The sequence below is a fragment of the Cryptosporangium minutisporangium genome (assembly GCF_039536245.1).
GTDB lineage: Bacteria > Actinomycetota > Actinomycetes > Mycobacteriales > Cryptosporangiaceae > Cryptosporangium > Cryptosporangium minutisporangium.
On sequence record NZ_BAAAYN010000023.1, the window covers coordinates 167483 to 192722 of the forward strand.

The following is a 25240-nucleotide window of genomic DNA, read 5'->3' on the forward strand; positions in this document are numbered from 1 at the left end:
GGCTAGCAGCGCTTCCACGCGAAGCGATAGGACGCCGACGGCTCATTGGTGCCGTCGCCGATCGTCATCGACGCAGGGGCGCCCGCACGTGCCCCACCCCGGACGGCCACGGCGATGTTGAGATTGATCGGGTAGTTCGCCCGGCACGGCATCCACGCGATCGACGCGGGACGAACCACCCGGCGCAGGTCCCAGGTCGCGATGTACGGGCCAGGGACCGTGCGGTCAGTGGTTGCCGTGTCGGTCCGGCCGACGAACCAGAAGCTCGCACTCGCCGTACCGACCGCGTCCGCGGGGAGCGACGCACGTCCCCGCACCAGAATGTTGTCGACGCCGAAGGTGTACCCACGCGGGGCACTGGCCCGGACCGACACGACGCAGTTCGCGCGCGCAGCGGTGGCGGGTGCACCACCGCCGGTCCGCGCCTGCAGTGCGCCGAAGTTCACGTTGAGCCTGCCCAGGCCGCGCGTCGTGACCTGCGTATCGGCGGCACGGCACCCGGTGCCGTTGATCGACTGGACGACGAACCGCCCGGCCGGTGGATCAACGGTCGACGGGACCGCAGCCGCCGCGTGGGGCGTCGTGAGCCCGCCGGCCAGCAGCGGAGCGGTCAGCGCAACCGCCAGCACACCGAGCGAGGTCTTGTTGCGGAGAGCCTTGTCTGACTGATCGAGCATGTCGATTCGCTCCGTTCGTTTCTGACCTGCCGAGCCGGTCGCCCGGGACGCGCAGCACGCCCCCCGGACGACCAGCAGGATGAGCGACCGCGCTCGCTAGCAAGCACGCCAGGTGACGCCGTAGAGCGTGGTGATCTGGCTGTCGGTGGCGTCCATCGTCATGAGGCTGGTGGTGTTCGGATTGACACTGCCGGCCCGGACGATCAATTGAGAATTGATGTTCAACGGATAGTTGGCTCGGCACGGCATCCACTGCACAGCGGAGATCGGGACCTCGTCGGTGGCCTGCCAGTTGTCCTGGAACGGGCCTCGGTACTCCCGCTGGATGCGACCGGTCATCGGCTGTCCGACGAACCAGTACTGCGTGTCCAGCGTTCCGGTGGCCCCGGCGGCGAGGTCGGCGTAGCCACGGAAGGTGGTGCTTTTGATTCCGAACGTGAAGCCCTGCGGAACGCTGACGCTGACGCCGATGACGCACTGCGCACGCGCCTGGAAGAGGGCAACCCCGCCCCCGTTCTGCGCGGTGTAGTTGCTGTAGGTCACCGTGAACGCGGTTTTGTCGCTGTTGGCGATCACGCTGGTCGTGCCGACCGGGCACCCGGTGCCCCGCACCGACACGGCGCTCATTCCGAAGTGCCCGTCGGGCGGATCGACCGTGCGGACTTGCGCGGTGACCGGCTCGACGGAGGTCAGCATCACCCCCAGCACGCTGAGCACCGCGATCCCGAGCCGTCCGAGCATCGTCATTCTGCGACCAGCCATGGTTCTCCCCCGTGGGCCTGGATGACCCTGTGATGCCACCCAAATGGGCAGGCGGCCGTAGATTACTCAGAATCTAGGGTTAAACATGGACTAGACGTGCGCTTTAGTGCAAACCGGATCAAATGTTGTGTCTATCCGCGACAACGGCGGGAGCCCTGACCGGCGATACTGGCCGGAACGCGTCCCAGCACATCCCGGCACCGCTCTCTCCGGAGGAACCTCATGACCGAAGCACACGTCAGCCTCGACGCCGCGTCGCTGAGTCCGGCGGTGGAGAGGCTGCGCGGTCCGCTGGAGGAGCAGCTGACGTCCGCGCTCCAGAACGCGATCGAGACCGTCGGCGCGGCCTACGCCGGGCAGGACGTCGAGCAGGTGGTGGCGGAGCTGGTGACGCAGACCAAGATGGGCCTGCACCCCGATATCGCGGCCGGTTTCGCGCCCGACCACGACGAACTGCGGTCCGTTGCCCTCGCGATCGTCCGCGAGCGCGGCTGACCGCGCCCGACACACCATCCCTCCGTCAGGACGGTGGCGCCTTTCGTCCGCGGGCGCGGCTCCAGGTGTTCAGGTAGGACTGTGCACCAGCCAGCAACTCGTGGAGAACGTCGTCGCCGCCCAGGCGGTGGACGTCCTCGATCCAGTCGGGCACGAGACCGTAGTGGGCACCACCGTCGGTGTTGACGTCCCAGGTGCGCTGACCAGTTACCTGACGGTCGACCAGCGGTCCGCCGGAGAACGTCCGGAACGGGTAGGTGACCTTGTCGGGCGCGTCGGCTCCCCGAGGCGTCGGGTGACTGCCGAGACCGTTGAAGTCGGACCCGAAGCCCAGCCCGACGCCGTACTGCCGCCGGAGTGCGGCGGTGGCGCCGGCGTCCCTGACGAAGCTCTCGCTGTCCATACCGTAGGAGCCGATGAACCCGCCCAGCGCGTAGAGCCGCTGGATCCAGGCCTGATCCATCCAGCTGTGGCTCGAGATCACCCCGCCGTAGCGCCGGGCCTCCAGCAGGTCGAGTGCGCTCCCGGCGGCCTTGACGCTCATGTGGTCCAGCTCGACCATCATGCCGCGCTTCATCATTCCGCGGAGCGCGTACTCCCCCAGCTCCGTCAGCCCGCGGACGTTGCACTGCGCGCCGCTCGGGTACTTCGGAACGGTCGTCCCCGGCGGCAACCAGTTCTCGATCGCCGGGACCGGGACGCTGCCGATCGGGTTGTCCTTCTGCGGTCCCTTGCAGGCCTCCGTCTGCCACCACGTTCCGGTGGAGACGAACTGGCCGACGTTGAGGATCGTGCCGGTCGCACCCTGATCGAACCGGACGCCGCAGAGCGCGTTGTCGAACTTGTGGCAGAGGAACATGCTCTGCACTCCGAGCGCCTTGAACTCGTCGAGGCCCCGGTCGATGTCGGCGGTTGTGCACCGGGCGAAGTCGAAGGTCTGCTTGCAGCCGAACGGCTCGGACGTCTCGACACCGAGAACCACCGCGAGCTTGCCCGCCTTGATCACTCTGCGGGCGTCGGCCGGCGACGAGACGATCCGGAACCAGCCCTTGCCGGGCCCGCCGTACATCGTGTCGATGTAGGTCTGCAGCTCACGGGTATTCCGCGCCTGCAGGCGGATCGATTCCATCTCGTCGCAGCCGCGGTCGCGCACGTGGATCGTGCAGAGCACCGCGTTGGACGTGAGATTGGTGACCATGACGCGCTGGCCCGCTCGCCAGGCGCGCTCGATCCACGCGTAGTAGTTCTGCTGGTGCGTCAGCGTGGTGTGCGATGGCCAGTCGCGGAACGTCGGCCATCCGACCGGGTCGTGGCGCCCGTCGGAGTCCACTGTGAGGTTCTCCAGGAGAGCGCCACCACCGTCGGGATAGTGCTCCGGGCAGTCCTTGAGCGCGTCGGCGATGCCGCTCGCGGAGAACGGCCGACCACAGATGACCTTCCCGCCGAACGCTTCGTTCGTCATGACGTGGTTGTGGGTGTCCACGAACCCGCGCACCCGTCCCCGCGCGTCCGTGCCTTTGAAGGGCGCACCCGTGACGCCGATCTCGGCGTCGGGGCTGGGCCTGCTCACCGGCTCGTACCACGGGCGTTCGGTCGCGGTCGCGCCACCGCCTCCGGCGAGGAGCGCGCAGATCACCGCCGCCACCGTCGCGATCATCGAGGCGCGTCGTCGTGAGCGCATACGGGCTCCTCACCAAGACCTCTTCGGTGGCGGGCTGTCCGGATCCGACGGCGCGGAGTGTGGCGTGCGTCACAAACTAAGACTTACTGCGCGACCTGGTCAAGCGTCCGAACCGGACTAGCACCACCAGCCACGGTTGCGCGTCGCGGCGGTCTTGACGCAGGCGCGACAGAGGTCCGGCTCGTCCCAGTCGGCGAGCAGGTCGACGTCCTCCACGTCGTCGAACTGGCGGATCTCGTCCTCGGAGAGCCCGAGGACGACGTCGGGCCGGTGGTACGGCAGGACCGGGACGTCGGTCACGTCGGCACCGCACACCGTCCGTCCGGAGCGGACCCGGAGCCGGACCGGGAGATCCTCGGGTATCAGGTGGCGGCGGCCGTCGTCGCCACGGACCAGGTCCTGCTGGTCTTGGAGGTACCCGTACCAGGTGCCCGAGACCGGTCCGAGGAACTCGCACCGCTCGGGATCGTAGAGGCCGTACCACTCGTAGTCGCCGTAGGCATAGCCGACGACCACCCGGATCAGCCGGTCGAGCGGGGCCGGTGGAACGTCGGGCCGCTCGGGCACCGGCTCGCCGCACGGGCGGTCGCGGTAGCCGTCCTCGGCATGATCACGGTAGAGCGGGCCGCCGGTGGCGTTGGTCGTCGTGTGGTGCGTCCCGTACAGCGTGGTGCCGTCCGGGAAACGGAACGTCGCCAGTCGGGTGCCCATGGCTCGAGCATCGGGCACTCCTTCTATATACGCCTCCGTATTAAGCCGCTATGCTGCTCGTTATACGGCACCGTATAGAGGAGGACGCCGCGATGACCACTCGTACAGTGACCAGGCTGAACGTCACCGAGTCCGTTCGTGCGCTCAGTTCACTGGCCGACGCCCACTACGCCGACCACTTTGCCCTCGTCACCGATTCGGCGGCCGACGCAACCCCGGAGCAGTGGGCACGGGCGATGTTCGGCGACGTGCCCAATCCCGGCGAGCGGTTCATCTGGCGCGGCCTGCTCGGCCTTCGCCTCAGCCCCGGGCGATCGCCCGACACCGTCGCCGGTTGGCGCATCGGCGAACGCGGGAACGGCTGGATCCGCCTGGAGACCGCGTCCTGGTTCCTGTCCGCGAACCTCGTCGTGCAAGCCGCCGACGGGCAGGTCTCGCTGGGAACCTTCATCCGCTACGACCGACGACTGGGTGGATGGATCTGGCGTCCGCTGTCCCGCGTGCACCGGCGACTGACGCCGGGTGTCCTCCGCGACGCTGCGACGAAGGTTCGAGCGACCGCCCCCTGACACCGGGCCGTTCGATCGCTTGCTGACCGCCGCGCATCAGAGGCTGCGGACGAAGCAGACCCGATCGAGGCCGGGTCCGTCGTAGTCGGGATGCACAGGCCGGCCGTCGAACGCCACCGGACCTGGCTCCACGTCGAAACCCATCCGCCGATGGAAGGTGTAGGAGCCTGCATTTCCGGGAGAAGTGATCGCCCGCACGACCGTGCGGCCATGAGCTCGGCTGTAATCGAAGAACAGTTGATAGAGGTACCCGCCGAGACCGCCTCCTTGCCATTCCGGCGCTACCCCGACGAAATGAATGTAACTCTCGCCCCGTCGGCTTTCCGAGAGGAACCCGATCAAGAAGCCGACCAACTCGCCGTTCCGTTCCGCGAGGAAGCTCCCCGAGGTGAAGTGCTGAAAATACAAGCGCGGTAGGAGCATTGCGCGCTGCAGGCTTCCCGCACTTCCCTCGAACTCGCCCCACCAATGATCCAGCACGCGGAGAATACGCGGATGATCGTCGGCGAGCGGGTTCCGAATTACTGCGTCACGAAACCTCGATTCGACCATGTGCGGAAATTAGCACGGACCATTGTGGCCAGAACCGGCGCCTGCTGACCTCCGGCGTCGCGCTTATTCGTCAATGCCGACCGGCTCGGTGGTCGGCGAGGCTCCCTGGTGAGATGCCCGTCACAACACGGCGCGGAGTGTCACATCCGCGCCCCGGGATCGCTCTCAGGATGCAATCGCCCAACCGGGAGGTCACACGATGCCCGACACTTCGCCTGGCTCAGCTCCGGCGACGCACCCGACACAGGTCTTCGACGACCACCGCGAGCTGCTGTTCTCCGTGGTCTACAACATGCTCGGCAGCGTCGCCGACGCCGAGGACGTGGTGCAGGAGACCTGGCTGGCGTGGATGAGCAGGAACGCAGTACCGAGCACCGGCCGGATCGAGAACGCTCGCGCCTACCTGGTGCGGATCGCGGTGAACCGGGCTCTCGCCCAGCAGGCCGCCGTGCGCCGCCGCCGGGAGACCTACGTCGGACCGTGGTTGCCCGAGCCGCTGGTGACACCCCTGTCCAGCGCTTCCGACGCCGACGACGCCGCTGACGCGGTCGTCCGTGCCGAGTCGGTGTCGATGGCGCTGCTCGTGGTGCTGGAGACGCTCACTCCGATGGAGCGGGCGGTGTTCGTCCTGCACGAGGTGTTCGGCTACGCGCACGCCGAGATCGCCGGCATCCTCAACCGGACTGACTCGTCGGTACGCCAGCTCGCCCATCGAGCCCGGGAACACGTCCATGCCCGACGGCCCCGGTACGAGCCGGACCCGGGCGTCCGGCGGCAGGTGACCGAACGGTTCCTGGCCGCCGCGCTCGGTGGCGACCTGGACGCTCTCCTGGAGGTCCTGGCGCCGGACGTGACCCTGTGGAGCGACGGGGGCGGTAAGGCCACGGCGGGCCAGTTGCGGCCGGTCCGGGGCAGGAGCCGGGTTGCCCACCTACTCGCCCTCGTCGGCGGCCGGTTCGACAAGCGTCTCGACATCGCGTACCGCAGCGTCAACGGCGATCCCTCGGCGGTGCTCTACGCCGGCGACACCGTCCACGCCGTCCTCGTGCTCGACCTGACACCCGACGGCGACCAGGTGTGCGGGATCTACACGGTCTCCAACCCCGACAAGCTCGCCCACCTCGACTGACGACGAAGGACTACTCACCATGCGAAAACTGGCGTCGCTGCCGAGCGGGCGGGTGGCGAAGTGGGTCATCGTCGCGCTGTGGATCGCCTTGTTGATCCCGGCCTTCCTGCTGGCGGGAAAGCTCGGTGACGTCGAGCAGAACGACAACGCCGCCTGGCTACCCGGCAACGCGGAGTCGACCGCCGTCATCGACCGCGCCGCGAAGTTCCGGCCCACCGACACCGTGCCCGCGATCGTGATCTACGACCGACCCGCCGGTGTCACCCCTGCTGACCTGGCCAAGGCGCGAGCCGACGCGGAAGCGTTCACCGGCATTCCGGACGTCGCGGGGCTGCCCCAGGGCCCTCTGCCCTCCCGGGACGGTAAGGCCATCCAAACGGTGGTGGAGGTGCGGACGGACAAGGAGGGTTGGGAAGGGATCGGGAAGGTCGTCGACGCGATGACCGAAGTGGGCGAAGCCAACGCCAACGGTCTCGGTTTCCACGTCACCGGGCCGGCCGGGTACGCGTCCGACTCGATCAAGGCCTTCAGCAGCGGCGGTGGCCTGACCACGATCACCGCGATCGTGGTGGTCCTCATCCTGCTGCTCACCTACCGCAGCCCGTTGCTGCCACTGTTGCCGCTGCTGACCGCGGGCGGGGCACTGCTGATGTCCGAGGCCGTCATCTATCTGCTGGCGAAACACGCCGGGCTCGTCGTCAACAAACAGACCAGTTTCATCCTGACCGTGCTGGTGTTCGGGGCCGCCACCGACTACGCATTGCTGCTCATCGCCCGGTACCGAGAGGAACTGCGGCGGCAGGAAGACCGGCACGAGGCGATGGCGGAGGCGCTGCGCCGGTCCGGTCCCGCGATCATCGCGAGTGCGGCGACCGTCGCGGTCAGCCTGACGCTGCTGATGCTCGCCACCCTCAACTCCACCCAGGGGCTGGGACCCGCCTGCGCCGTCGGCATCCTCGTCGGACTGCTCGCGATGGTGACGCTCATGCCTGCCCTTCTCGTCATCTGCGGCCGGTGGATCTTCTGGCCGGTCAAGCCGACGTACGGAGCGGTCGAGGAGAGCAAGGCGGGCATCTGGACGCGGCTCGGGACGGCGGTGTCGGGCCGCCCGCGGCTCGTGTGGGTCGGCACCGCACTCGCGCTCGGCGTCATGGCGATCGGGGTGATCGGGCTCAAGGCTGACGGGCTCGCCAACTCCGACCAGTTCACCAACGAACCGCAGATGGCCGTCGGTGAGCAGATTCAGTCCAGGCACTTCCCGGCTGGGTCGGGTGACCCGCTCTACGTCGTCGCCGAGGCCACCACCGCGGAGCAGGTCCGAACCGTTCTGTCCGAGGTACCCGGAGTCGTGGCGGTCTCTCCGCCGCTGATCGAAGACGGCGACGCGCTCCTCGTCGGTGAGCTCGCCGGTCCCGCCGGTAGCGAGGCCGCGATCCGCGCGGTCGAACAGGCCAGATCTGCCGTCCACCGGATCGACGGTGCGGACGCCCAGGTCGGAGGCAGTACGGCGATCAGCCTGGACACGCAGGACGCAGCGGCCCGCGACTCCGAAGTGATCATCCCCGCCGTCCTGGTCACCGTCTTCCTGATCCTCGTGCTGCTGCTGCGTGCGATCGTCGCACCCCTGCTGCTCATCGCGACGGTGGTCCTGTCGTTCGCAGCCGCCCTCGGCGTCAGCAGCCTGGTGTTCAACCACCTCTTCGGCTTCGCCGGGGCGGAGGCCTCGTTCCCTCTCCTGACGTTCGTGTTCCTGGTCGCCCTCGGCATCGACTACAACATCTTCCTCGTCACCCGCGTGCGTGAAGAGGCCCTTCGGCACGGCACCCGACGCGGCGCTCTCCAGGGCTTGTCCGCCACCGGCGGCGTCATCACCTCAGCGGGACTGGTGCTGGCCGGAACCTTCGCGGCGATGGCGTCGCTGCCGCTCGTGTTCGCGGCCGAACTCGGATTTGCGGTCGCCTTCGGCGTCCTGCTGGACACCTTGATCGTCCGTTCGATCCTGGTCACCGCCCTGACCCTCGATGTGGGCTGGTGGATGTGGTGGCCCAGCCAGCTCTCTCGGCGTCCCGATGATCCGCCGCCCCCGACGGACGAGCTCGACCGTGCACCGGCTCTCGCCGGTCAGTGATCAGCGTCCGGACCGGGTCGGTGGAGGCGAACGGGCTGCGGACGGTGGTCAGCTCGGAGGCGCGGCGGTACGCCGACGGCGGGGAGGCTTGACCGGCGTCAGACCGTGCAGGATCTGGGCGACCGCCGCGCCGGCAACGGCGTCGGCGGTCGCCCCGTCGTGCTGGACGCGGCGGGCTGCGGCGTCCACCACCGCTTGGACGAGTTCGGCTCGCAGCTCCGGGTCGGGTACGCCCGCTCTGGTGAGGACGTCGGCGAGCGGTGTGATCACGGCGCCGTGTCCGTCGAGGATGCGCTGGACGTCGGTGGCGGGTAGCGACTGAACCGCGAGCGTGCTTACGGTGGCGTGGCGGGGATCGCGCATCATCTCGATCTGGACGTGCACATAGGCGCGGATCTGGGCAGCGAGGTCGGGGCCGGCCTCGTCCAGGGCCTGCCGGACGGTCTCCGCGGCGCGGGGCAGTTCGTCCTCGACGATCGCCGCCACCAGGCTCTCGCGGGAGCGGAAGTACTCGTACAGGCCCGGCCGGGACAGACCGGCTCGGCGGGCCAACGCGGCCAGGGTGAGGGCCGCGGGCCCCTCCTCGACGACGAGATCACGTGCCGCGTCGAGCAGCACCGCGAGCTGCCGAGAGCGGTGCTCCGCAACGGTCGGCGCGGTGATCCGAGGCACATCGGCAGTCTAGTCATGCCACTAGCTCATACCTTGTTTTACCGACACCTCGTTGGTAACTTGTCGACGCTGCGTCGGTAAAACTCTGCCTGGAGGTGTCGTGACCGGTCCTTCCGTCCGCATCAAGCGCCTAGCCCTCGGCCTCGTGACCGGGTGGCTGGTGCTGGCGGCGATCGCACCGATGCTGGCCCCCACGACGGACGAGGTGACCGACAACGAGGGTCCCGGCGCCGCGCCCGCGACGGCCGAGTCGGTACGGGCCACGCAGCTGCTGGCCGAAGCGTTTCCGGACGGCGCCGGCACTCCGGCGATCGTGGTGCTGCGCAATCCCACCGGCCTGACCGACCGCGACCTGGCCGAGGTCCGGCGGATCACCGAGCGGTTGACCGGTGACGGCCGACCGGCCGGCGTGCGGGGTGTGGTGTCGGTCGCGACCAGCTCCGAGGCGGCCGGCCTGCGGTCCGCGGACGGCACCACGACGATGATCGTCACCGGGATCGAGCTCGACCCGGCCGACCCGGCCTTCGGCGACACCGTCGAGGCGATCAGGACCATCGCCGGCGACGGCACCGGAGACCTGGAAATTCTGGTCACCGGGCCGGCGGGCGTCATCCGCGACAGCGTGACCGTGTTCCGCCAAGCGGACACCACCCTGCTGACGGTCACCGTCGGACTCGTCCTGATGCTCCTGCTGGTGATCTACCGGTCACCCGTGCTGGCTGCGGTGCCGTTGCTGGCGGTCGGCGTGGCGATGGCGGTCACCAGCGCGATCGGCGCGGTGCTCGCCCGCGCCGGGGTGGTCAGCGTCAGCGAGATGACCGCCTCGATCGGAACCGTCCTGCTCTTCGGCGTGGGCACCGACTACTGCCTGTTCCTGATCATGAGGTACCGCGAGGAGCTCGCCGGCGCCCCGGACCGTTACGCCGCGATGGCCGTCGCACTTCGCCGGGTCGGTCCGGCGATCGTGTTCAGCGCCGCCACCGTGATCGTCGGCCTGCTCACCCTGCTCGCCGCCGACCTTCCCGCCTACCGGTCGCTCGGCCCCTACCTGGCCGTCTCCGTCGCGGTGATGCTCGTCGTCGCGGTGACCTTCGTCCCCGCGCTGGTACTGCTGCTGGGCCGGTACGCGTTCTGGCCGCTCAAGACACACACCCGGACGGTGGCGACGTCTTCTCCGTGGGGCCGGGTCGCCACTGTGGTCATCCGACGCCCGGCACTCACCGCCGCCGCCTGCCTCGCTGTGCTGGCCGCGCTCTCCGCCGGTCTGGTCGGCTACCGGGAAAGCTACGACGCGATCGCCGGCTTCCGGGCCCAGACGGACTCCGCCAGGGGCCAACAGGTGCTCAGCGACGCGTTCCCGGCCGGCCGACTCGCACCCACCCACGTCGTCCTGGACGCGCGCACCGCTCTCCACCCCCATCTCGACGCGGTCGAGCAGCTCAGCGCACGGATCGCGGCCATCCCCGGCGTCCGGCAGGTCACCGGCCCCACCCGACCCGGCGGCACCGCGCCGGACGGGCCGGCCAGCCTCACCGCCCTGGCCGACGGCGCCGGACGGTCCTACCTGTCCCCGGACGGACGCACCGCCCGGTTGGACGTCGTCTACGCCGACGACCCGTACCACCCGGCAGCACTGGACCGGACCGGGCAGCTACGCAACATCGTGCACACCGCCACCGCCGCCACCCTGCCCTCCGTCGAGGTCCTGGTCGGCGGGGAGAGCGCCGCCGCGCTGGACCGCCGCACCGCCGCCACCCGGGACGCCACGATCATCGCGATCCTCCTGCTCGGGCTGATCACGATCCTCATCGCGGCGTTGCTGCGCTCCGTGCTGGCACCCCTGTACCTGGTCGCCACGATGGTGGCTTCGTTCCTCGCCGCTCTGGGAGCCACCGTGCTCACCGCCGTCGTTCTCGGCGGTCGAGCCGGCATCGCCGAGGGCGCTGCCCTGTACATCTTCGTGTTCCTGGTCGCGCTCGGCGTCGACTACAACATCCTGCTCGCCACCCGGATCCGCGAGGAGACCGCCGCACACGGCACCACCGAGGGACTGCGCCTCGCCCTGACCCGGACCGGAGGCGTCATCACCTCGGCCGGACTCATCCTCGCCGGCACCTTCGCGGTACTCATGACCCAACCGTTGGACACCCTGTTCCAGTTCGGCTTCGCGCTCGCGTTCGGCATCCTGCTGGACACCTTCCTCGTCCGAGGGCTACTCGTGCCCGCGATCGTCCGCCTGACCGGCCGGTCCAGTTGGTGGCCCGGCCGACCGGCACCCGACCGATCGGTGGCCCACCTCGTCCGCACCACCACGACCACCACAGCCAACAAATGAGGGATCGAAAGGCCTGCGCGTGCGTGAACACGTCCGGAGTCGGACATGACAGTCAGCGACCCCCTCGTGGCATTGACCTGTCTTGCGGTCCTCGGCCATGCGCACTGGTTCTTCGGCAACCTGTACGAGGCGATCGTGCTCGCGCCAGGCTGGCGATCGATGGCCGACGAACCGCTCAGTGTGGGGGGTGGTGTACTCGCGCCTGGAAGCCCGGTCCGCTACTACGTCCCGATCACCCCGCTCACCGTCCTGGTGACCGTCTCCGCCGGGATAGCCGGCTGGCGCACCCCGGACGGACCCCATCCCGCGCTCGGGCTGGGGGTCGCATTGTCCTTGATCAGCGCCGCTGTCACCGGCTACATCGTGGCTCGGGTCAACCTTCCGCTGTTCTTCGTCGCCGACACACCAGCGGAGCAGAAAGTCATGCTGGCGCGGCGCTGGGCCAGGCTGAACTACATCCGCCTGACGACGCTCGGCGCCACCGGCACCCTCTTGGTCTGGGCGCTCACGCAGGCGTCGACGCGATGATCCCTTCCACCGGGACTCAAGCGGCCGCCACCGGACACGGGGACTTCCGCGCCGCCTTCCCCGCGCTGCGGCGGATCATCTGGCTGGACACTCCGGCCGCGCCACCCGCGGCCGCGCCGGTCGCGGCGGCGCTGCAGAAGGCCGTCGCGGACTGGTCGTCGGGTGAGTTCGATTGGCCGGCGTGGGACAACGCCATCGACGACGCACGCCAGCGCTTCGCATGCCTACTGAGCGTCCAACCCGAAACCGTGGCCGGAGTGGGATCGCTCGCGGAGGCGGCCTCCGCCGTAGCGAACTCGCTGCCGCCGGGGCGGGTCGTGCTCGGGGAGAACGAATTCCGCAGCAACTTGCTGCCCTGGCAGGACCGGCACGAGGTGGTGCCGGTGCCCTCGCGCGACGGCGTTACCCGCACCGAAGATTTGATCGCGGCGCTGGACGAGCGCTGCGACCTGCTCGTGGTTAGCGAGGTGACCACCTGGGCGGGAGAACGGCTCGACCTGCCCGCGTTGCGCGCGGCGACAGATGCCGTCGGAGCCCGGCTGTTCGTCAACCTCACCCAGTCCTGCGGGGTGTTGCCGCACGATCCGGCCGTTGTCCGTGCGGACTACCTGGCCGTACACGGCTACAAGTGGATGCTCTGCCCACGCGGGGCGGCCTGGCTGGTCGCCCGCCCCGACCGGGTGGAACAACTGCGGCCGCTGAGCCCCAACTGGCACTCCACCGGTGTCCCCCGAGGCTACTTCGGTGCCGCCGCACTGGCCCCCGACGCGTCCCGCTGCGACTCGTCACCGGCCTGGTTCTCGTGGGTCGGGGCGGTCGCGGCCCTCGAACTTCTCACGACCCTCGACCCGAGGGCCGTTGAGCAACACTGCCTGCACCTCGCGCAGCTGCTCGTCGAGGGCGCCGCGGACCTCGGCCTGACGCCGTGCGGCAGCGGGTCCCAGATCGTCGCTGTCCGCGTCGACGATCCCGCGAGGGTCGCACACACGTTGGCGCGGCGAGGGATCCGCGCGAGCACGCACGGCGACCGGGTCCGGTTCGGCGTCCACTACTTCACCAACGACGACGACATCCACGCCGTGCTCAACGCGCTCCGCGCGGCCGCCGTCGGGCCACCTTGAGATCGCTGTGCCCTCCCGGCGCAACACCGCGAAGGCACAGCGGCCGATCACCTCAGCAGCCCCTCCCGTACCGTCAGCGGTACCGCCGCGACGCCGGCGGAGGACTGCTGGTCGGTGTTTCACCATTACGCGCAAAATGAGAACCGCTGTTCACTAGAGTGAACGCCTGATTGCCCGCGACAGCACTGCTGAGTCGTCGTGCGGCATCCAACTGTTCCGCAATAGATTGGTGGACGCCCGAGCATGGAGATCCACGGCGCAAGCGCCATCGTCACCGGTGGCGCGTCAGGCATCGGTGCCGCCGCCGCCCGCCAGCTGGCCGCGAAGGGGGCGACCGTCGTGGTCGCCGACCTGCAGGCCGACAAGGGCGAGGCACTCGCGAAGGACATCGGCGGCGTCTTCGTCCGGGTCGACGTCACCGACACCGACCAGATCAAGGCGGCCGTGAACGCCGCGACCGAGCTCGCCCCGCTGCGCGCGGTCGTCAACTCCGCGGGCATCGGCTGGGCGCAGCGCACCGTCGGGCGCGACGGCGCGTTCGACTCCGCCCACGACCTCGAAGCCTTCCGCAAGGTGATCGCGATCAACCTGATCGGCACCTTCGACGTCGTGCGGCTGGCCGCGACCGCGATGAGCCGCAACGAGCCCGACGCCGACGGCTCCCGGGGCTCCATCGTCAACCTCGCGTCGGTAGCCGCGTTCGACGGGCAGATCGGCCAGGCGTCGTACTCCGCCTCGAAGGGTGGCGTCGTCGGGATGACGCTTCCGGTTGCCCGCGACCTGTCCGCTGTCGGCGTGCGCCTCAACACCGTCGCACCCGGGCTGATCGACACCCCGATCTACGGCGAAGGCGAAGGCGCCGAGGCGTTCAAGGCCAAGCTCGGGCAGAGCGTGCTCTTCCCCAAACGGCTCGGTACCGCTGACGAGCTCGCCCGCATGGTCGTCGAGGTGCTCACCAACAGCTACATGAACGCCGAGGTCATCCGCGTCGACGGCGGCATCAGGATGCCCCCCAAGTAGACCCGGCGCATCTAGCGGTCCTGACGTCGGTCGGAGGCCCCCTCGGACCGACGTCGGGACTGCGATGATTTCGGAGCCCCGGCGGAGTCGAACCCGGTGACAGCCCCAACCACCGGAGGACTCCGTGAGCACGAAGACCGACACCCGCGCCGCGCTGTGGGCGGCCACGCACGCCGAGCGTGCCGCGCTGGCCGAGGACCTCGCCGACCTCGCCGACGCCCAGTGGGCCCGGCAGACGCTCTGCGGACGCTGGACCGTCGAAGAGGTCGTCGCGCACCTCACGGCCGCGGCCAGCATCGGCACGGCGCGATGGCTGGTCAGCATCGTGGGCGCTCGGTTCGACGCCGACCGGCACAACGACCGGCGCCTCGCCGAGCACCGCGGCGCCACCCACGCGGAGACCCTCGAGCGCTTCCGGGCCGTGGTCACCAGCACCACCGCCGCGACCGGGGACACCGCCGCCTGGCTCGGCGAAGTCGTCGTCCACGCCCAGGACATCCGCCGCCCGCTCGGGCTCCCCCGCACCCCGCCGGTCGAGTCCGTCACCCCGGTCGCGCGCTTCTTCACGGCCCGGAACTTCACCGTCGCCAGCCGCACCGCAGCGGCCGGCCTCCGCCTGGAGGCGACAGACGGCCCGTTCGCCGCCGGCACCGGCCCCCTGGTCAGCGGCACCACACTCGCGCTGACGATGGCCCTGGCCGGCCGCGCCGCGTACTGCGACGACCTCACCGGTCCGGGCGTCGCCACTCTCCGGGGCCGCTGCGGGCCGCAATGACGGTCGCGGCCTACGTCTAGCGCGCCGTCGGCGGCCGAGCGGACGCCTCGACCCTCAGCGGAGGACCGCCGCGTGCCGGTGCGCCTGCTCCGTGACGACGGTCAGGAACGCCGTGAGCGCGGGGGCCGACGGGCCCTCCCGGACGATGACCACCAGCCGGCGCCTCAGCCTGACCTCCGCGATGTCGTGGATGACCACGGCGGGATCACCCACGGTGGGCAGCGTCAGCGCCGGAAGCAGCGCTACCGCTCCGGTCGTGCGTACGAGTTCGAGCTGGACGTCCGCGTCGTTGGAGCGATGGCGCACGTCCGGCTCGTAACCGCCGATGGATCGACAACTCCCGACCACCATCTCGTGGTGGCCGGTGCCTCGGCCGGAGGCCACCCAGACGTCGTCCCGGAGCTCGGACAACGCGACCGGACCGTCGCGCCCGGCCAGCCGATGACCCGCCGAGAGGACCAGCTTCAAGGGCTCTTCGAGGAGCAGCGTGAACCGCAGCCCCGCCGGGCGAGGGCGCGGGTGACCGTCGTACTCGTCGCTGATCACGAGATCGATCGACCCGAGCCGCAGCCCCGGCAACGCCTGCTCGAGTTCGAGCTCGCTGATCTCGGTGCGTACCCGGGGATGCCGGCTCCTCATGTCCGCGACCGCGGGAATCAGCAGCCGGCGCGTCGCGGACTGCAGGCCACTGGCGCGCACGGTGCCTCGCACCTCAGCGCCGAGCGCGGCCAGGTCGGTCACCGCGGCCTCGGCCGCCGCCAGGAGGACACCGGCGTGCTGCGCGAGCAGACGTCCCGCCTCGGTGAGCCGCACGCCCCGCCCGGCCTTCTCCAGCAGGCGCGCGCCGACCTCCTTCTCCAACACGCTGAGCTGCTGGGACACCGACGACGGGCTGTAGCCCAACGCCGACGCGACCGCGCCCAGCGTGCCCCTCTCCTGTAGTTCGCGGAGCAACCGGAGCCTCCGCAGATCCAGGTCCATCATTCGGAAAACCTATCGAATGAACCCCGGAAATCATCGCTGGACCCGAAGTATCCGGGCGACGATGCTCGACGGCATGGGTATTGCTCTCTGCCTGCTGTCCGCCGCGTGCTTCGGCGCCATGGCGATCTTCGGGAAGCTCGCCTACGCCGCAGACGTCTCGCCCGCCGCACTGCTCCTGGTGCGCTTCGGTCTCGCCGCCGCGCTGCTCTGGGCGCTGCTGCTACTGCGGCCCGGACTGCGCCGGAGCCCGGGGAGCCCCGAGCGGACGACTGACTCGGTCCTGAGCACCCCCACGCTGCTGGCAACGTGCCTCGGTCTGGGTGCCGTCGGGTACGCCGCCCAGGCGAGCCTGTACTTCGCGGCCCTGGAGCTCATGGACGCCTCGGTGCTGTCGTTGATCTTCTACACATACCCACTGCTGGTCACTCTCGTGGCGGTGCTGCTCGGCCGGGACCGCCTGACGCCTGGCCGGTGCGCCGCGCTGGTCGCCGCCTCTTGCGGGACGCTGCTGGTCCTGATCGGAGCCGGAAGCGTCGACCTCCACCCACTCGGCGCGGCCCTGGCGTTCGGTACGGCGGCCACCTACACCGTCTACATCCTCGTCGCGGACACCGTCGTGGGGCGAGTGCCTGCGGTGGTACTGGCGGCGCTGGTGATGACCGGCGCCACCGTGACGATGACCGCTCGCACTCTGGTGACGGGCGGGGTGGACCTCGGCTTCGGAGTGCAGGGCTGGTTCTGGCTCGCGTGCATCGCGGTCGTCTCCACCGTCGTGGCGATGCTGACGTTCTTCGCCGGCCTGCGGCGGACGGGTCCCTCGACCGCGGCGATCCTGTCGACGTTCGAACCGGTCGTCACCACGACGCTGGCGGCGCTCACGCTCGGCGAGCTCCTGACACCGTTGCAGCTGACGGGCGGACTGCTCGTGCTGTCCTCCGTCGCCGTGCTGCAACTGCGCGGAAAGCGTCCCGACCGGCCCAGCGACGTCCCTGTCCCGGCGTCAAAGCAGCCGGTGGGCGTGGGCTGATCGGGCCTCCGCGGCCGTTGTGCCGTAACACGAGTAACCTCCGTTTCTCAGCCACCGACCGAACGGGGTTCGCGCGTGATCCGCTGGGGTGTTGCAGGTCCGGGTGCTATCGCTGCCGGGTTCGCCGAAGCCATGACGATGGTCGACGACGGGCGGATCGTCGCCGTCGCGTCCCGTTCGGCGGAGCGAGCCAACGCATTCGGCGACCGCTTCGATGTCCCCACCCGGTACGACGACTACGCAGCGCTCGCCGCCGACCCCAACGTCGACGTCGTCTACATCGCGACGCCGCAGTCGCGCCACGAGGCCGACACCCTGACCTACCTCGACGCCGGGAAGCACGTCCTCTGCGAGAAGCCGTTCGCGCTCAACGCGGAGCAGGCCCGACGCATGGCGGCGGCCGCGCGCGAGCGCGGACTGTTCCTGATGGAGGCGATCTGGAGCCGCTTCCTCCCGGCCTATCGGACCCTCGCCGAGATTCTGGCCGAGGGTCGGATCGGAGAACCGCTCCTGGTGGAGGCCGACTTCGGCTTCCGCATGCCGGTCGACGCCACCCACCGTCTGTTCGACCCGGCTCTCGACGGCGGCGCCCTCCTGGATCTCGGCATCTATCCGGTGCAGCTCAGCTCGCTGGTGCTCGGCCCGGTCGAGAAGGTGGTGGCGGACGGCGTTCTCGGCGAAACCGGCGTCGACGAGCAGGTCGCCGCGATCCTGCACCATGCCGGCGGCAAGCTCGGCGTCGTCAAGGCCGCGATCCGCGTCGGCATGGCCTGCACGGCCCGTATCACCGGCACCGACGGGTGGATCGCGCTGCCCGCGTTCATGCACTGCCCCGACTCGCTCACTGTTCAGACGCTCGCCGGCCTCGAGCAGAACGACGCGTCCTACCTGGGCAACGGATTGCGGTTCGAGATCGCCGAGGTGCACCGCTGCCTCGCCGCAGGCCTCAGCGAGAGCCCGACGATGCCGCTCGACGACACGATCGGCCTCGCCACGACGCTCGACGCCATCCGCGGCCACCTCACCTGAGACGGCCGTCGGCAACCCGTGCTCGGCGCTCGAGAGTGTTACGAGCCGTACGTTCGTGATGTCGGTGATGTAACCAACCGTTCCTCTTCCGCCTCCGACCCTGTGGACGTCGATACGTCACTCTCACGGGGGTCCATGTGAACGCCGCTCCGCTCTCCACCGCGCCCACACGCCCGATGCGTCCGCCGACACCGGCGCTGATCGCGATCGTGTTGCTCACGCTCGCTTCGGTCTATCTCGCCTTCTGGCTTCTGCTGCGCGGCGACCTGATCGGGCTCTTTCCGCTCGCCTTCGGCGTCCTGTGGGTCCTGGTACTCAAGGGACTCTGGCAGGGCGGACACGGCGCGTTCACGATCGCGCTCGTCCTCGCCGCGCTGAATATCTTGTCGGCGTTGATCGACGGAGCGTCCGCCGTCGTTCCCGGTGGCGATTCCTCGGGCAGCGGGGTGTGGCCGGGAAACGGCGCGATCTCGCTCATCCAGCTCGCGCTCGGCGTCGCCGTGGTGTTGTTGCTTCTGGCCCGGAGCAGCCGGGCGTTCTACGCGCGCCGATGACCGACGCCCGGGCAGGCGATAGCTGCGGCGCCTGCCCTCACCATGGCTTCGGGATGAACCAGCCGACGATCACGCTGAGCACCGCCTTGCCAACCTCTCGGACGAAGCCGAGCGCCCGGCGGATCAGCGTGTTCATCCAGCTATGGTTCTTAGTGTCGATCGCATTTACGAGATCATCACGGTACTGCCGATTCGTACGCATATTGTAAGCGACGGCGTCGAGGATGTCGTCGTCGGAAAGGCTTCCCATCGCTTCTACCGCCCCAACCCGATCGTATCGAGATCGAATTCCACTCCGCCCTTTGTCTTGTCGAAGACCACGATGTTGCCGTACTTGGTTGCGACATCCACTGGGACGGAAGTCAGCACCTCGGTATTTCCGAGAATTCGCTGGAAACGACCGATTGCATCCTCTCCGAGCCGATTCACCGTAGAAATCAGAAGCGGTAGCAGGTTATATCTGAACAGCGCGGAGCAAGGGATCACCCGCTGGTTGTCGCGCAACCGCTCAAAAACATCTGCCCAGCGTGGGTGCTTCCCGCTGAACTCCGCGCACAGTTCGTCGGTCATGAGGCCGGAATACCGCACGTGGAACTGATCGTGCTCGAATCCCGGCGCAACCAAGCAGAATCCCTCGGGAACGAATGTCTCGGTCAAACCAAGAATTCCGAAGGGCCGAACCAGCATCTCCTGGTAAAACTCGGCCTTCTCCTGCATCCTCGCCCGGATTCTCGAGCTCGGCCCGAATGTGCCACTCTTCCCCTCGCGGAAGTAGATCCACGGTGGTGGCGTGAGCAAGTCGACCTTAGTGAGAACGAACGAGATCTTTGCGATCAGGAGCTGCTTCTCTTCAGGATCCGAAGCCGTGGAGACCAGTTCCCGCAAGGCGATGGAGTCGAAGGCCGTCGAGCGTGTATCTGCATGTATTGCCCACAGCACGATGTCCGCTTCGACCAACTTTTCGCGATACAGATCCAGGTAACCAGCATCGGCAGAATCGGACTCACCGATCCCTGGCATGTCCCAGAAAGTCATGGGGTGCCCAGTGGCACCGCGCACGCTGACGGGCTCGGGAAGCTTGGTGGTCGGCCGCACGTCGCCAACGTTCAAACTAGTACCGAATAACGCGTTGAGTAGCGACGACTTGCCGACGCCAGTCTGCCCCATTATGGCGACAGTCAGCGGTCTGCTCGACGCTTGTTCGACCATGCCGGCCAATCGCTGGCGTTCCTCGGCACCCAGTTGACTAGCATCGGAAAGTTGAGACACACAGATCCCCCCAATAAATGGCAGCTAGAATCGCGCAGCACCTCGGCGGTCCACCTATCCCCCGGCAGCCGCCCTATCGCGCGAAAATCGTGAAGTTGGCAACGACCATCGCAATGAACATAAGGAAGCCAGCTATCGCGAGAACCCCGAGACAGCCTATGCAGCCTTCCAGTCCACCCTCCGAAGGGGTGGACGGCTGAAGTCCATGGTCCTCCCAATACCCCATCACGTCCCTCCCAATTGGAGGTTAGACTCAAGCGGACGAGCGCGCTGCAGTCCGCTTGGTGGTCAAACCCGTGAGGAACCCGGAAACGACAGTGATCCGGCTTTCCGCTCTGCCATGGCCTACTGAGAGACCCCGAATGGGGGCCAACTCGTGCGCACGCCTTGGTATCGGCCGCCTGAGATTCTAGGGTTCAGCCTTACGGGGTGATTCGAGGGGGGAAAATGTCTGAATCAGGGTACGACGTATCCGGACTTCGACACGGCGGCGGCTGGCGGCACGGTCGACCGGAAGGGCTCGGCCAAATCGATCTCGGTGGCGCCAAGACAACGTCCGACTACCAGATCCCAATGGATACCCGGCCGCGCAACGGGCTGGCGACGGCGTCACTGATCGTTGCAATCTTCCTTTGGCCGCTCGGTCTCATCCTAGCCGTCCTTGCCTTGCGCCAGATCAAAGAACGAGGCGAGCGCGGCACCGGGATGGCGGTCATGGCGCTGATTCTCAGCCTGCTCTCGATAACCCTCCTTGTGACCATGGTTGTTGGTTACGTCCATGTCGCAGGGAAGTGACCGGCCGATTCTGCCCTGGCTAGTACCGCTCCGCGTGGCGGCTGAAGCCACGTTTCCAGCGGCCGCGAGCGACGTCGGCGGCGGCTGCGCTCAGCACTCACCAGGGCCAGTCGAGCTCCAGCTCGCGGGTGACCTCGCCAGGCCACACGACGAAGACCGGGTCGCCCGAGTGATCGAAGAGCAGCTGAGGACCGGCACTCGACGCCAACGCGCACGCCGCACGCATCACCGCGGCAGCGCTCGGCTTCCGGAACGTCACTGTCTCAACCGGCACATCGGCCGGTATCGGCGGCAGGCTACTGGTCTGTCCGGTGGCGTAGAGGCTGACCTCTCCCAGGTCCAGTCCTCCGACGCTCGCGCAGGTGGTCGGCTCCGGACACTCCGGTAAGCGTGTGCCCGCGTCTTCATCGATGACTTCGAACCAGTTGGTCCCGTGGCAGCCCGCCAACCGGAAGGCGTCCAAAACCTCGGCGACGGTCGGGAGGGGTCGCGGCAGGGGGATCTCGTCAGGCAGTCCTCGCGTAGACGTCGCGGACGCGAGCCATTCCGCGAGGCCGTCCCGGGCGAGGCTGTGGAGAGGAACCATGAAGAGCGACCAACTCACCGCCGGAGTGTCCCATCAGCCTTTTCAGAAGCAGAACTCGCCGACCCAGAAACTCGGGCGGAGGCCGGCGACGACCGCTACCAGAAGCGGGCTCACTGCGATCACCCCGGCCAGAAGCGTGCGTCCGGGCAGCTTGGAGCGGACGGCGCCGAATATCCACGGCACCAGGCCCGCTGCGGCCGCGACCAGGAGCGTCACCTCTCCGGCGATTATCTGCGTTCGGTAGGCGGGTTCCGAACACGTCGAGCTCACCACGAACGTCACCATCACCATCGCCACCCAGGCCGCCCATATCTCTACGAGCACCAGCAGTGTCACGACCAGCCAGACACCCGGCGACCACGCTCGGGAATGGTCAGTGCCGCTCATGACAGAGGAGGATGCCGTGGATCGCGCGGCGCCGTCGAGGTTCAGCTGACGTGCTGCTGAGCCGAGTTCCACCACACCAGATTGGCGGCCGCCTGGGCCACCGGCTCGATGATCTCCCACCCCTCGGCGATCAGGCCGTCCTCGACCCGCCAGATGTCGACGACGGTGATCTCCGGTCCAGGGCCGGGAAGCCAGCGCCGCGAGTGGACGACCACGTGATCTCCGTCGGCCAGTAGTTGGAGGACCTCGACCTGCATGTCGGCGAGCGGCACGAGGGCGGCACGGACCGCGGCGAGCCATTCGGTCTTGGTCGAGGTAGTCGAGTCCGGCCGGTGATGGACGAAGCCGTCGCTGAGGAAGGGGGCGAGCGCATCGGCGTCGTGGGTCTCGATCAGTCCCGCCAGCGCCTGTTGGACGAGGATCTTGTTCTCGGTAGTCACCAGCGCAGTGTTTCGACGGTCGCTCCGAATGTCGATGAAATGGCAGTTCATGGCGCTGAGCTCGGCCCTGAGTACGCTTCCGGAGCGTGCACACGGTAGGTGAACTCTTGCGGCAGTGGCGGCAGCACCGCGGGCTCAGTCAGCTGGACCTCGCGATCGCTGCGGATGTCTCGGCTCGTCACGTCAGCCTGGTCGAGACGGGCAAGTCCCGGCCGAGCGCCGACATGGTCGTCCGGCTCGCGGATCAGCTCCACGTACCGCTGCGCGACCGCAACCGGCTATTGCTCGCGGCCGGCTTCGCGCCCCGGTACACCGAGCGTCCGCTCGACGACGTCGCGTTGTCGGCGGCCAGCGACGCCATTCGCCGGGTGCTGCGCGCACACGAGCCCTATCCCGCGCTGGTCTTCGACCGCGGGTGGAACATCGTGATGACCAATCGTGCCGTCGCGCCGTTTCTGGCGCAGGTGGCTCCCGACCTGTTACGGCCACCGGTCAATCTCGTACGGCTGGGACTGGACCCGCGCGGATTCGCGTCGATGGTCGTGAACTTGGCCGACGTGCGAGCGGCGTTCCGCACCCGGATCTCGCGCCAACTCGCCGCCGCTCCCGACCCCGCCCTCACCGCTCTCTACGAGGAACTGCTGGCGCCCGAACTCGGGGAGACGCCGAGCCAACAGGCTGAATTCGACGCGGTGATTCCGATGATTATTCGCATCGGCGGCCGGGAGCTGCGATTGTTCTCGACCATCACCACGTTCGGCACGCCGACGGACATCACGCTGGACGAGATAGCGATCGAGTCCTACTACCCGGCGGACGACGAATGCGCCGCCTACTTCGCCGAGTTCGGAACCGCCGAACTATTCTCTGGCGACGGCATGGGCATGCTGGGTCGCCCGCTCGAACGGCGCGAGAGCCACGCTCCCAGCTAACCGGTCGCGGTGACCGCCGCATCCGCTGTGCAGAGATGTTGCGCGTCCCGCGTACCCTTCCGATCGCACTATTCGGCCGATGTGCGGATCTTTCCGTCGTCGGCAGGTCGTCGTACGGACGGGGTGACGTGGCGGAGCGGAAGTCAATGACCGGAGACCCTTCACTGAGGAGCGTCCCGAAAGGCCGTGCGGTCGCCGCCGCCCTCAGCGTCCTGGTGGCCGGCGTCCTGACGGCCTGCAGCGGCGACAGCGGTCCCGAACCCACCGTCGACGCCTTCCTCAAGGGCTGGCGACAGACCCAGCTCGACAAGGTCAGCTTCGTGGACCCGGCAGGCAAGTCCATCCCGGCGGGCGACGTCGAGGAGCAGCTGGGGAAGTTCGCCGGAGATCTTCCCGGAACGCCCACGAAGGTCGAGCGCGCAGGTGACGCGGTGGTGAAAGGCGATACCGCGGTCAGCGCGGTAAAAGTCACCTGGACCCTGCCGGGCCGCGTGACCTGGTCGTACGACACGTCGGTGCGGCTGCAGAAGCGCGATGACGACTGGGACGTCGTCGTGGAGCCCGCTCTCGTCCACAAGGACATGAAGCCCGGAGAGACCCTGGGGCTCCGTCGGCAGGAAGCTCCCCGCAGCAGCATTCTCGACGGAGCCGGAAACCCGATCGTTCGCCCCCGCCCGGTCGTCACCGTCCTGCTCGATCCCGCGAGGGTCACCGACGCCGCAGCGGCCGCCAAGCAGCTCACCGCCGCGTTCTCGAAGATCGACACCGAGGTCGACCTGTCGGATCTCCCCGCGCGGCTGGCTGAGACCAAGCCGGGGAACACGGTCGACGTCGTCGTCCTCCGCCAGGAGGCGTACGACAAGATCGCGTCGCAGATCACCGCGGTCGCCGGCACCAGCGTCGTGAAGTCCATGCGTGCTCTTGCGCCGACCCGCCAGTTCGCCCGAGCGTTGCTCGGGTCGGTCTCGGACGCCACCAAAGACGACCTGACCAAAAAGCCCGGTCTCTACGCCGTCGGTGACCAGGTCGGGCACGGCGGCCTACAGGCAGCGTTCGACGAGCGGCTCCGTGGCACCCCCGGACTGACGGTCGTGGTGCGTCGCGCGGCCGCTGGTGCGGACGCCCCGGCGACCGAACTGTTCACCACCGAACCGAAGCCCGGCCAGCCGATCCGCACCACCCTTGACCAGCGCGTTCAGACTGCCGCGGACGCGGCGCTGGAGGAAATCTCCCAACCGAGCGCTCTGGTCGCGGTGCGAATCAGCGACGGCTCGGTGATCGCGGCCGCCAACGGGCCCGATGGCGGGTCGTTCAACGCCGCGTTCGAGGCCGAGGTTCCGCCGGGTTCGACGTTCAAGATGGTGTCCGCGCTCGGTCTGCTCGAGCAGGGCGCGGTCAAGGCCGACGAAACCGTGCCCTGCCCCAAGCGCCTCGCCGCGGGTGGCCGCGAGTTCAAGAACTTCGACGATTTCGAGCTGGGCAACGTGCCGTTCCGGACCGACTTCGCCGAGTCGTGCAACACGGCCTTCGTCGCACTGGCACCCCGGCTCGGGCCCGATGGGCTGGCCGACGCAGGCCGGATGCTCGGCTTGGAAGCGGACTACAAGCTCGGTCTGCCCGCCTTCTCCGGCAAGACTTCTACCGGCGGCGACGCGGCGGAACGTGCAGCCGCGGCGTTCGGCCAGGGCACGACCGTGGTGAGCCCGCTGTCGATGGCCTCGGCGACCGCCGCGGTGGCGTCCGGCCGTTGGACGCAGCCGATCCTCGTGACGGAACCGGCGTCGTCGCCGACCGCGGCCAGCGGGCCCCCGTTGAAGCCTGCGGCGCTGCAGCCCCTGCGCGCGATGATGCGGCAGGTCGTCACCGACGGCACGGCGACCTCCTTGAGCGACGTGCCCGGCGGCCCGGTGTTCGGGAAAACCGGCACCGCGGAGTTCGACAACAACCCGGAGCATGCGCACGCGTGGTGGATCGGCTGGCAGGGCGACGTCGCGTTCGCGGTGTTCGTCGAGAACGGCGGTCACAGCACCTCGGTGTCGGTGCCCGTGGCCGAGAAGTTCCTTCGAGGGCTGCGGTAGCGGG

26 protein-coding genes and 1 pseudogene are annotated in these 25240 nt (G+C 68.6%); 15 read left to right on the forward strand and 12 right to left on the reverse strand.

The window, feature by feature from the left end:
- Positions 1–2: 2 nt before the first annotated feature.
- Together ABEB28_RS17475 and ABEB28_RS17480 are read right to left on the reverse strand one after the other, a co-directional pair.
- Positions 3–677 carry a DUF4360 domain-containing protein gene (locus ABEB28_RS17475; RefSeq protein ID WP_345729175.1) on the reverse strand — a complete coding sequence of 225 codons (675 nt, stop codon included), beginning with the start codon at positions 675–677 and terminating at the stop codon, positions 3–5.
- Positions 678–773: 96 nt separating this feature from the next.
- Positions 774–1439, reverse strand: coding sequence for a DUF4360 domain-containing protein (locus tag ABEB28_RS17480; protein ID WP_345729176.1), 666 nt, complete (start codon positions 1437–1439; stop codon positions 774–776).
- A gap of 222 nt (positions 1440–1661) precedes the next feature.
- On the opposite strand from ABEB28_RS17480, the gene ABEB28_RS17485 reads away from it, so the two are divergent.
- Complete coding sequence (locus ABEB28_RS17485; protein WP_345729177.1) at positions 1662–1934, forward strand: hypothetical protein; 273 nt, start codon at positions 1662–1664, stop codon at positions 1932–1934.
- 37 nt (positions 1935–1971) lie between these two features.
- Here the strand turns inward: ABEB28_RS17485 and ABEB28_RS17490 are convergent.
- Together ABEB28_RS17490 and ABEB28_RS17495 are read right to left on the reverse strand one after the other, a co-directional pair.
- Positions 1972–3615: pseudogene (locus tag ABEB28_RS17490) on the reverse strand (discoidin domain-containing protein); the annotation flags it as partial.
- 117 nt (positions 3616–3732) lie between these two features.
- On the reverse strand, positions 3733–4326 hold the full coding sequence (locus ABEB28_RS17495) for a hypothetical protein (RefSeq protein ID WP_345729178.1): 594 nt from the start codon (positions 4324–4326) through the stop codon (positions 3733–3735).
- Positions 4327–4418: 92 nt separating this feature from the next.
- On the opposite strand from ABEB28_RS17495, the gene ABEB28_RS17500 reads away from it, so the two are divergent.
- Entirely contained in the window at positions 4419–4895 is a 477-nt protein-coding gene (locus ABEB28_RS17500; protein ID WP_345729179.1) for a hypothetical protein, read from the forward strand.
- Positions 4896–4931: 36 nt separating this feature from the next.
- On the opposite strand, the gene ABEB28_RS17505 is transcribed toward ABEB28_RS17500, so the two are convergent.
- A complete protein-coding gene (locus ABEB28_RS17505) occupies positions 4932–5447 on the reverse strand; it encodes a GNAT family N-acetyltransferase (RefSeq protein ID WP_345729180.1) in 516 nt (171 codons plus the stop codon).
- Positions 5448–5646: 199 nt separating this feature from the next.
- On the opposite strand from ABEB28_RS17505, the gene sigJ reads away from it, so the two are divergent.
- Both sigJ and ABEB28_RS17515 read left to right on the forward strand, forming a co-directional pair.
- Complete coding sequence (sigJ, locus tag ABEB28_RS17510) at positions 5647–6576, forward strand: RNA polymerase sigma factor SigJ (protein ID WP_345729181.1); 930 nt, start codon at positions 5647–5649, stop codon at positions 6574–6576.
- A gap of 19 nt (positions 6577–6595) precedes the next feature.
- Positions 6596–8704 carry an MMPL family transporter gene (locus tag ABEB28_RS17515; RefSeq protein ID WP_345729182.1) on the forward strand — a complete coding sequence of 703 codons (2109 nt, stop codon included), beginning with the start codon at positions 6596–6598 and terminating at the stop codon, positions 8702–8704.
- A 48-nt stretch (positions 8705–8752) separates the two neighbouring features.
- Here the strand turns inward: ABEB28_RS17515 and ABEB28_RS17520 are convergent, their stop codons facing one another.
- Positions 8753–9376: a TetR/AcrR family transcriptional regulator gene (locus tag ABEB28_RS17520; RefSeq protein WP_345729183.1), complete on the reverse strand. Its 624-nt coding sequence runs from the start codon at positions 9374–9376 to the stop codon at positions 8753–8755.
- A 100-nt stretch (positions 9377–9476) separates the two neighbouring features.
- Here ABEB28_RS17520 and ABEB28_RS17525 point away from each other — a divergent pair, with 100 nt between their 5' ends.
- The 5 genes from ABEB28_RS17525 (at position 9477) to ABEB28_RS17545 (ending at position 15155) form a co-directional block, all read left to right on the forward strand.
- Positions 9477–11711, forward strand: a complete 2235-nt coding sequence (locus ABEB28_RS17525; protein ID WP_345729184.1) for an MMPL family transporter — start codon at positions 9477–9479, stop codon at positions 11709–11711.
- Positions 11712–11756: 45 nt separating this feature from the next.
- On the forward strand, positions 11757–12239 hold the full coding sequence (locus tag ABEB28_RS17530) for a hypothetical protein (RefSeq protein ID WP_345729185.1): 483 nt from the start codon (positions 11757–11759) through the stop codon (positions 12237–12239).
- Positions 12236–13360, forward strand: coding sequence for an aminotransferase class V-fold PLP-dependent enzyme (locus ABEB28_RS17535; RefSeq protein ID WP_345729186.1), 1125 nt, complete (start codon positions 12236–12238; stop codon positions 13358–13360). Before ABEB28_RS17530 ends, ABEB28_RS17535 begins: the two co-directional genes overlap by 4 nt.
- Before the next feature lie 243 nt (positions 13361–13603).
- Positions 13604–14380, forward strand: a complete 777-nt coding sequence (locus ABEB28_RS17540) for an SDR family NAD(P)-dependent oxidoreductase (RefSeq protein WP_345729187.1) — start codon at positions 13604–13606, stop codon at positions 14378–14380.
- Positions 14381–14504: 124 nt separating this feature from the next.
- Positions 14505–15155: a maleylpyruvate isomerase family mycothiol-dependent enzyme gene (locus ABEB28_RS17545; RefSeq protein WP_345729188.1), complete on the forward strand. Its 651-nt coding sequence runs from the start codon at positions 14505–14507 to the stop codon at positions 15153–15155.
- Positions 15156–15209: 54 nt separating this feature from the next.
- On the opposite strand, the gene ABEB28_RS17550 is transcribed toward ABEB28_RS17545, so the two are convergent.
- Positions 15210–16139, reverse strand: coding sequence for a LysR family transcriptional regulator (locus ABEB28_RS17550; protein ID WP_345729189.1), 930 nt, complete (start codon positions 16137–16139; stop codon positions 15210–15212).
- Positions 16140–16212: 73 nt separating this feature from the next.
- On the opposite strand from ABEB28_RS17550, the gene ABEB28_RS17555 reads away from it, so the two are divergent.
- The 3 genes from ABEB28_RS17555 to ABEB28_RS17565 all read left to right on the forward strand — a co-directional run bounded on the left by ABEB28_RS17555 (position 16213) and on the right by ABEB28_RS17565 (position 18749).
- Complete coding sequence (locus ABEB28_RS17555) at positions 16213–17166, forward strand: DMT family transporter (protein ID WP_345729190.1); 954 nt, start codon at positions 16213–16215, stop codon at positions 17164–17166.
- Positions 17167–17241: 75 nt separating this feature from the next.
- Entirely contained in the window at positions 17242–18195 is a 954-nt protein-coding gene (locus tag ABEB28_RS17560; RefSeq protein WP_345729191.1) for a Gfo/Idh/MocA family protein, read from the forward strand.
- A gap of 137 nt (positions 18196–18332) precedes the next feature.
- On the forward strand, positions 18333–18749 hold the full coding sequence (locus ABEB28_RS17565) for a hypothetical protein (protein WP_345729192.1): 417 nt from the start codon (positions 18333–18335) through the stop codon (positions 18747–18749).
- 37 nt (positions 18750–18786) lie between these two features.
- On the opposite strand, the gene ABEB28_RS17570 is transcribed toward ABEB28_RS17565, so the two are convergent.
- Positions 18787–18999 (reverse strand): hypothetical protein, encoded by a 213-nt coding sequence (locus ABEB28_RS17570; RefSeq protein ID WP_345729193.1) that lies wholly within the window; start codon positions 18997–18999, stop codon positions 18787–18789.
- A gap of 5 nt (positions 19000–19004) precedes the next feature.
- Positions 19005–20018 (reverse strand): GTPase family protein, encoded by a 1014-nt coding sequence (locus ABEB28_RS17575; protein ID WP_345729194.1) that lies wholly within the window; start codon positions 20016–20018, stop codon positions 19005–19007.
- A 447-nt stretch (positions 20019–20465) separates the two neighbouring features.
- Between ABEB28_RS17575 and ABEB28_RS17580 the strand changes: the two genes are divergently transcribed.
- Positions 20466–20813: a DUF4190 domain-containing protein gene (locus tag ABEB28_RS17580; RefSeq protein WP_345729195.1), complete on the forward strand. Its 348-nt coding sequence runs from the start codon at positions 20466–20468 to the stop codon at positions 20811–20813.
- Positions 20814–20910: 97 nt separating this feature from the next.
- On the opposite strand, the gene ABEB28_RS17585 is transcribed toward ABEB28_RS17580, so the two are convergent.
- From ABEB28_RS17585 to ABEB28_RS17595, 3 genes are read right to left on the reverse strand one after another with little or no spacing between them, the layout of a single operon-like run.
- Positions 20911–21417 carry a hypothetical protein gene (locus ABEB28_RS17585; protein WP_345729196.1) on the reverse strand — a complete coding sequence of 169 codons (507 nt, stop codon included), beginning with the start codon at positions 21415–21417 and terminating at the stop codon, positions 20911–20913.
- A gap of 24 nt (positions 21418–21441) precedes the next feature.
- On the reverse strand, positions 21442–21786 hold the full coding sequence (locus ABEB28_RS17590) for a hypothetical protein (protein WP_345729197.1): 345 nt from the start codon (positions 21784–21786) through the stop codon (positions 21442–21444).
- A 41-nt stretch (positions 21787–21827) separates the two neighbouring features.
- On the reverse strand, positions 21828–22226 hold the full coding sequence (locus ABEB28_RS17595) for a nuclear transport factor 2 family protein (RefSeq protein WP_345729198.1): 399 nt from the start codon (positions 22224–22226) through the stop codon (positions 21828–21830).
- Between the two features lie 86 nt (positions 22227–22312).
- On the opposite strand from ABEB28_RS17595, the gene ABEB28_RS17600 reads away from it, so the two are divergent.
- Positions 22313–23158, forward strand: a complete 846-nt coding sequence (locus tag ABEB28_RS17600) for a helix-turn-helix domain-containing protein (protein WP_345729199.1) — start codon at positions 22313–22315, stop codon at positions 23156–23158.
- A gap of 146 nt (positions 23159–23304) precedes the next feature.
- Positions 23305–25236, forward strand: coding sequence for a penicillin-binding transpeptidase domain-containing protein (locus ABEB28_RS17605; RefSeq protein WP_345729200.1), 1932 nt, complete (start codon positions 23305–23307; stop codon positions 25234–25236).
- Positions 25237–25240 lie beyond the last annotated feature (4 nt).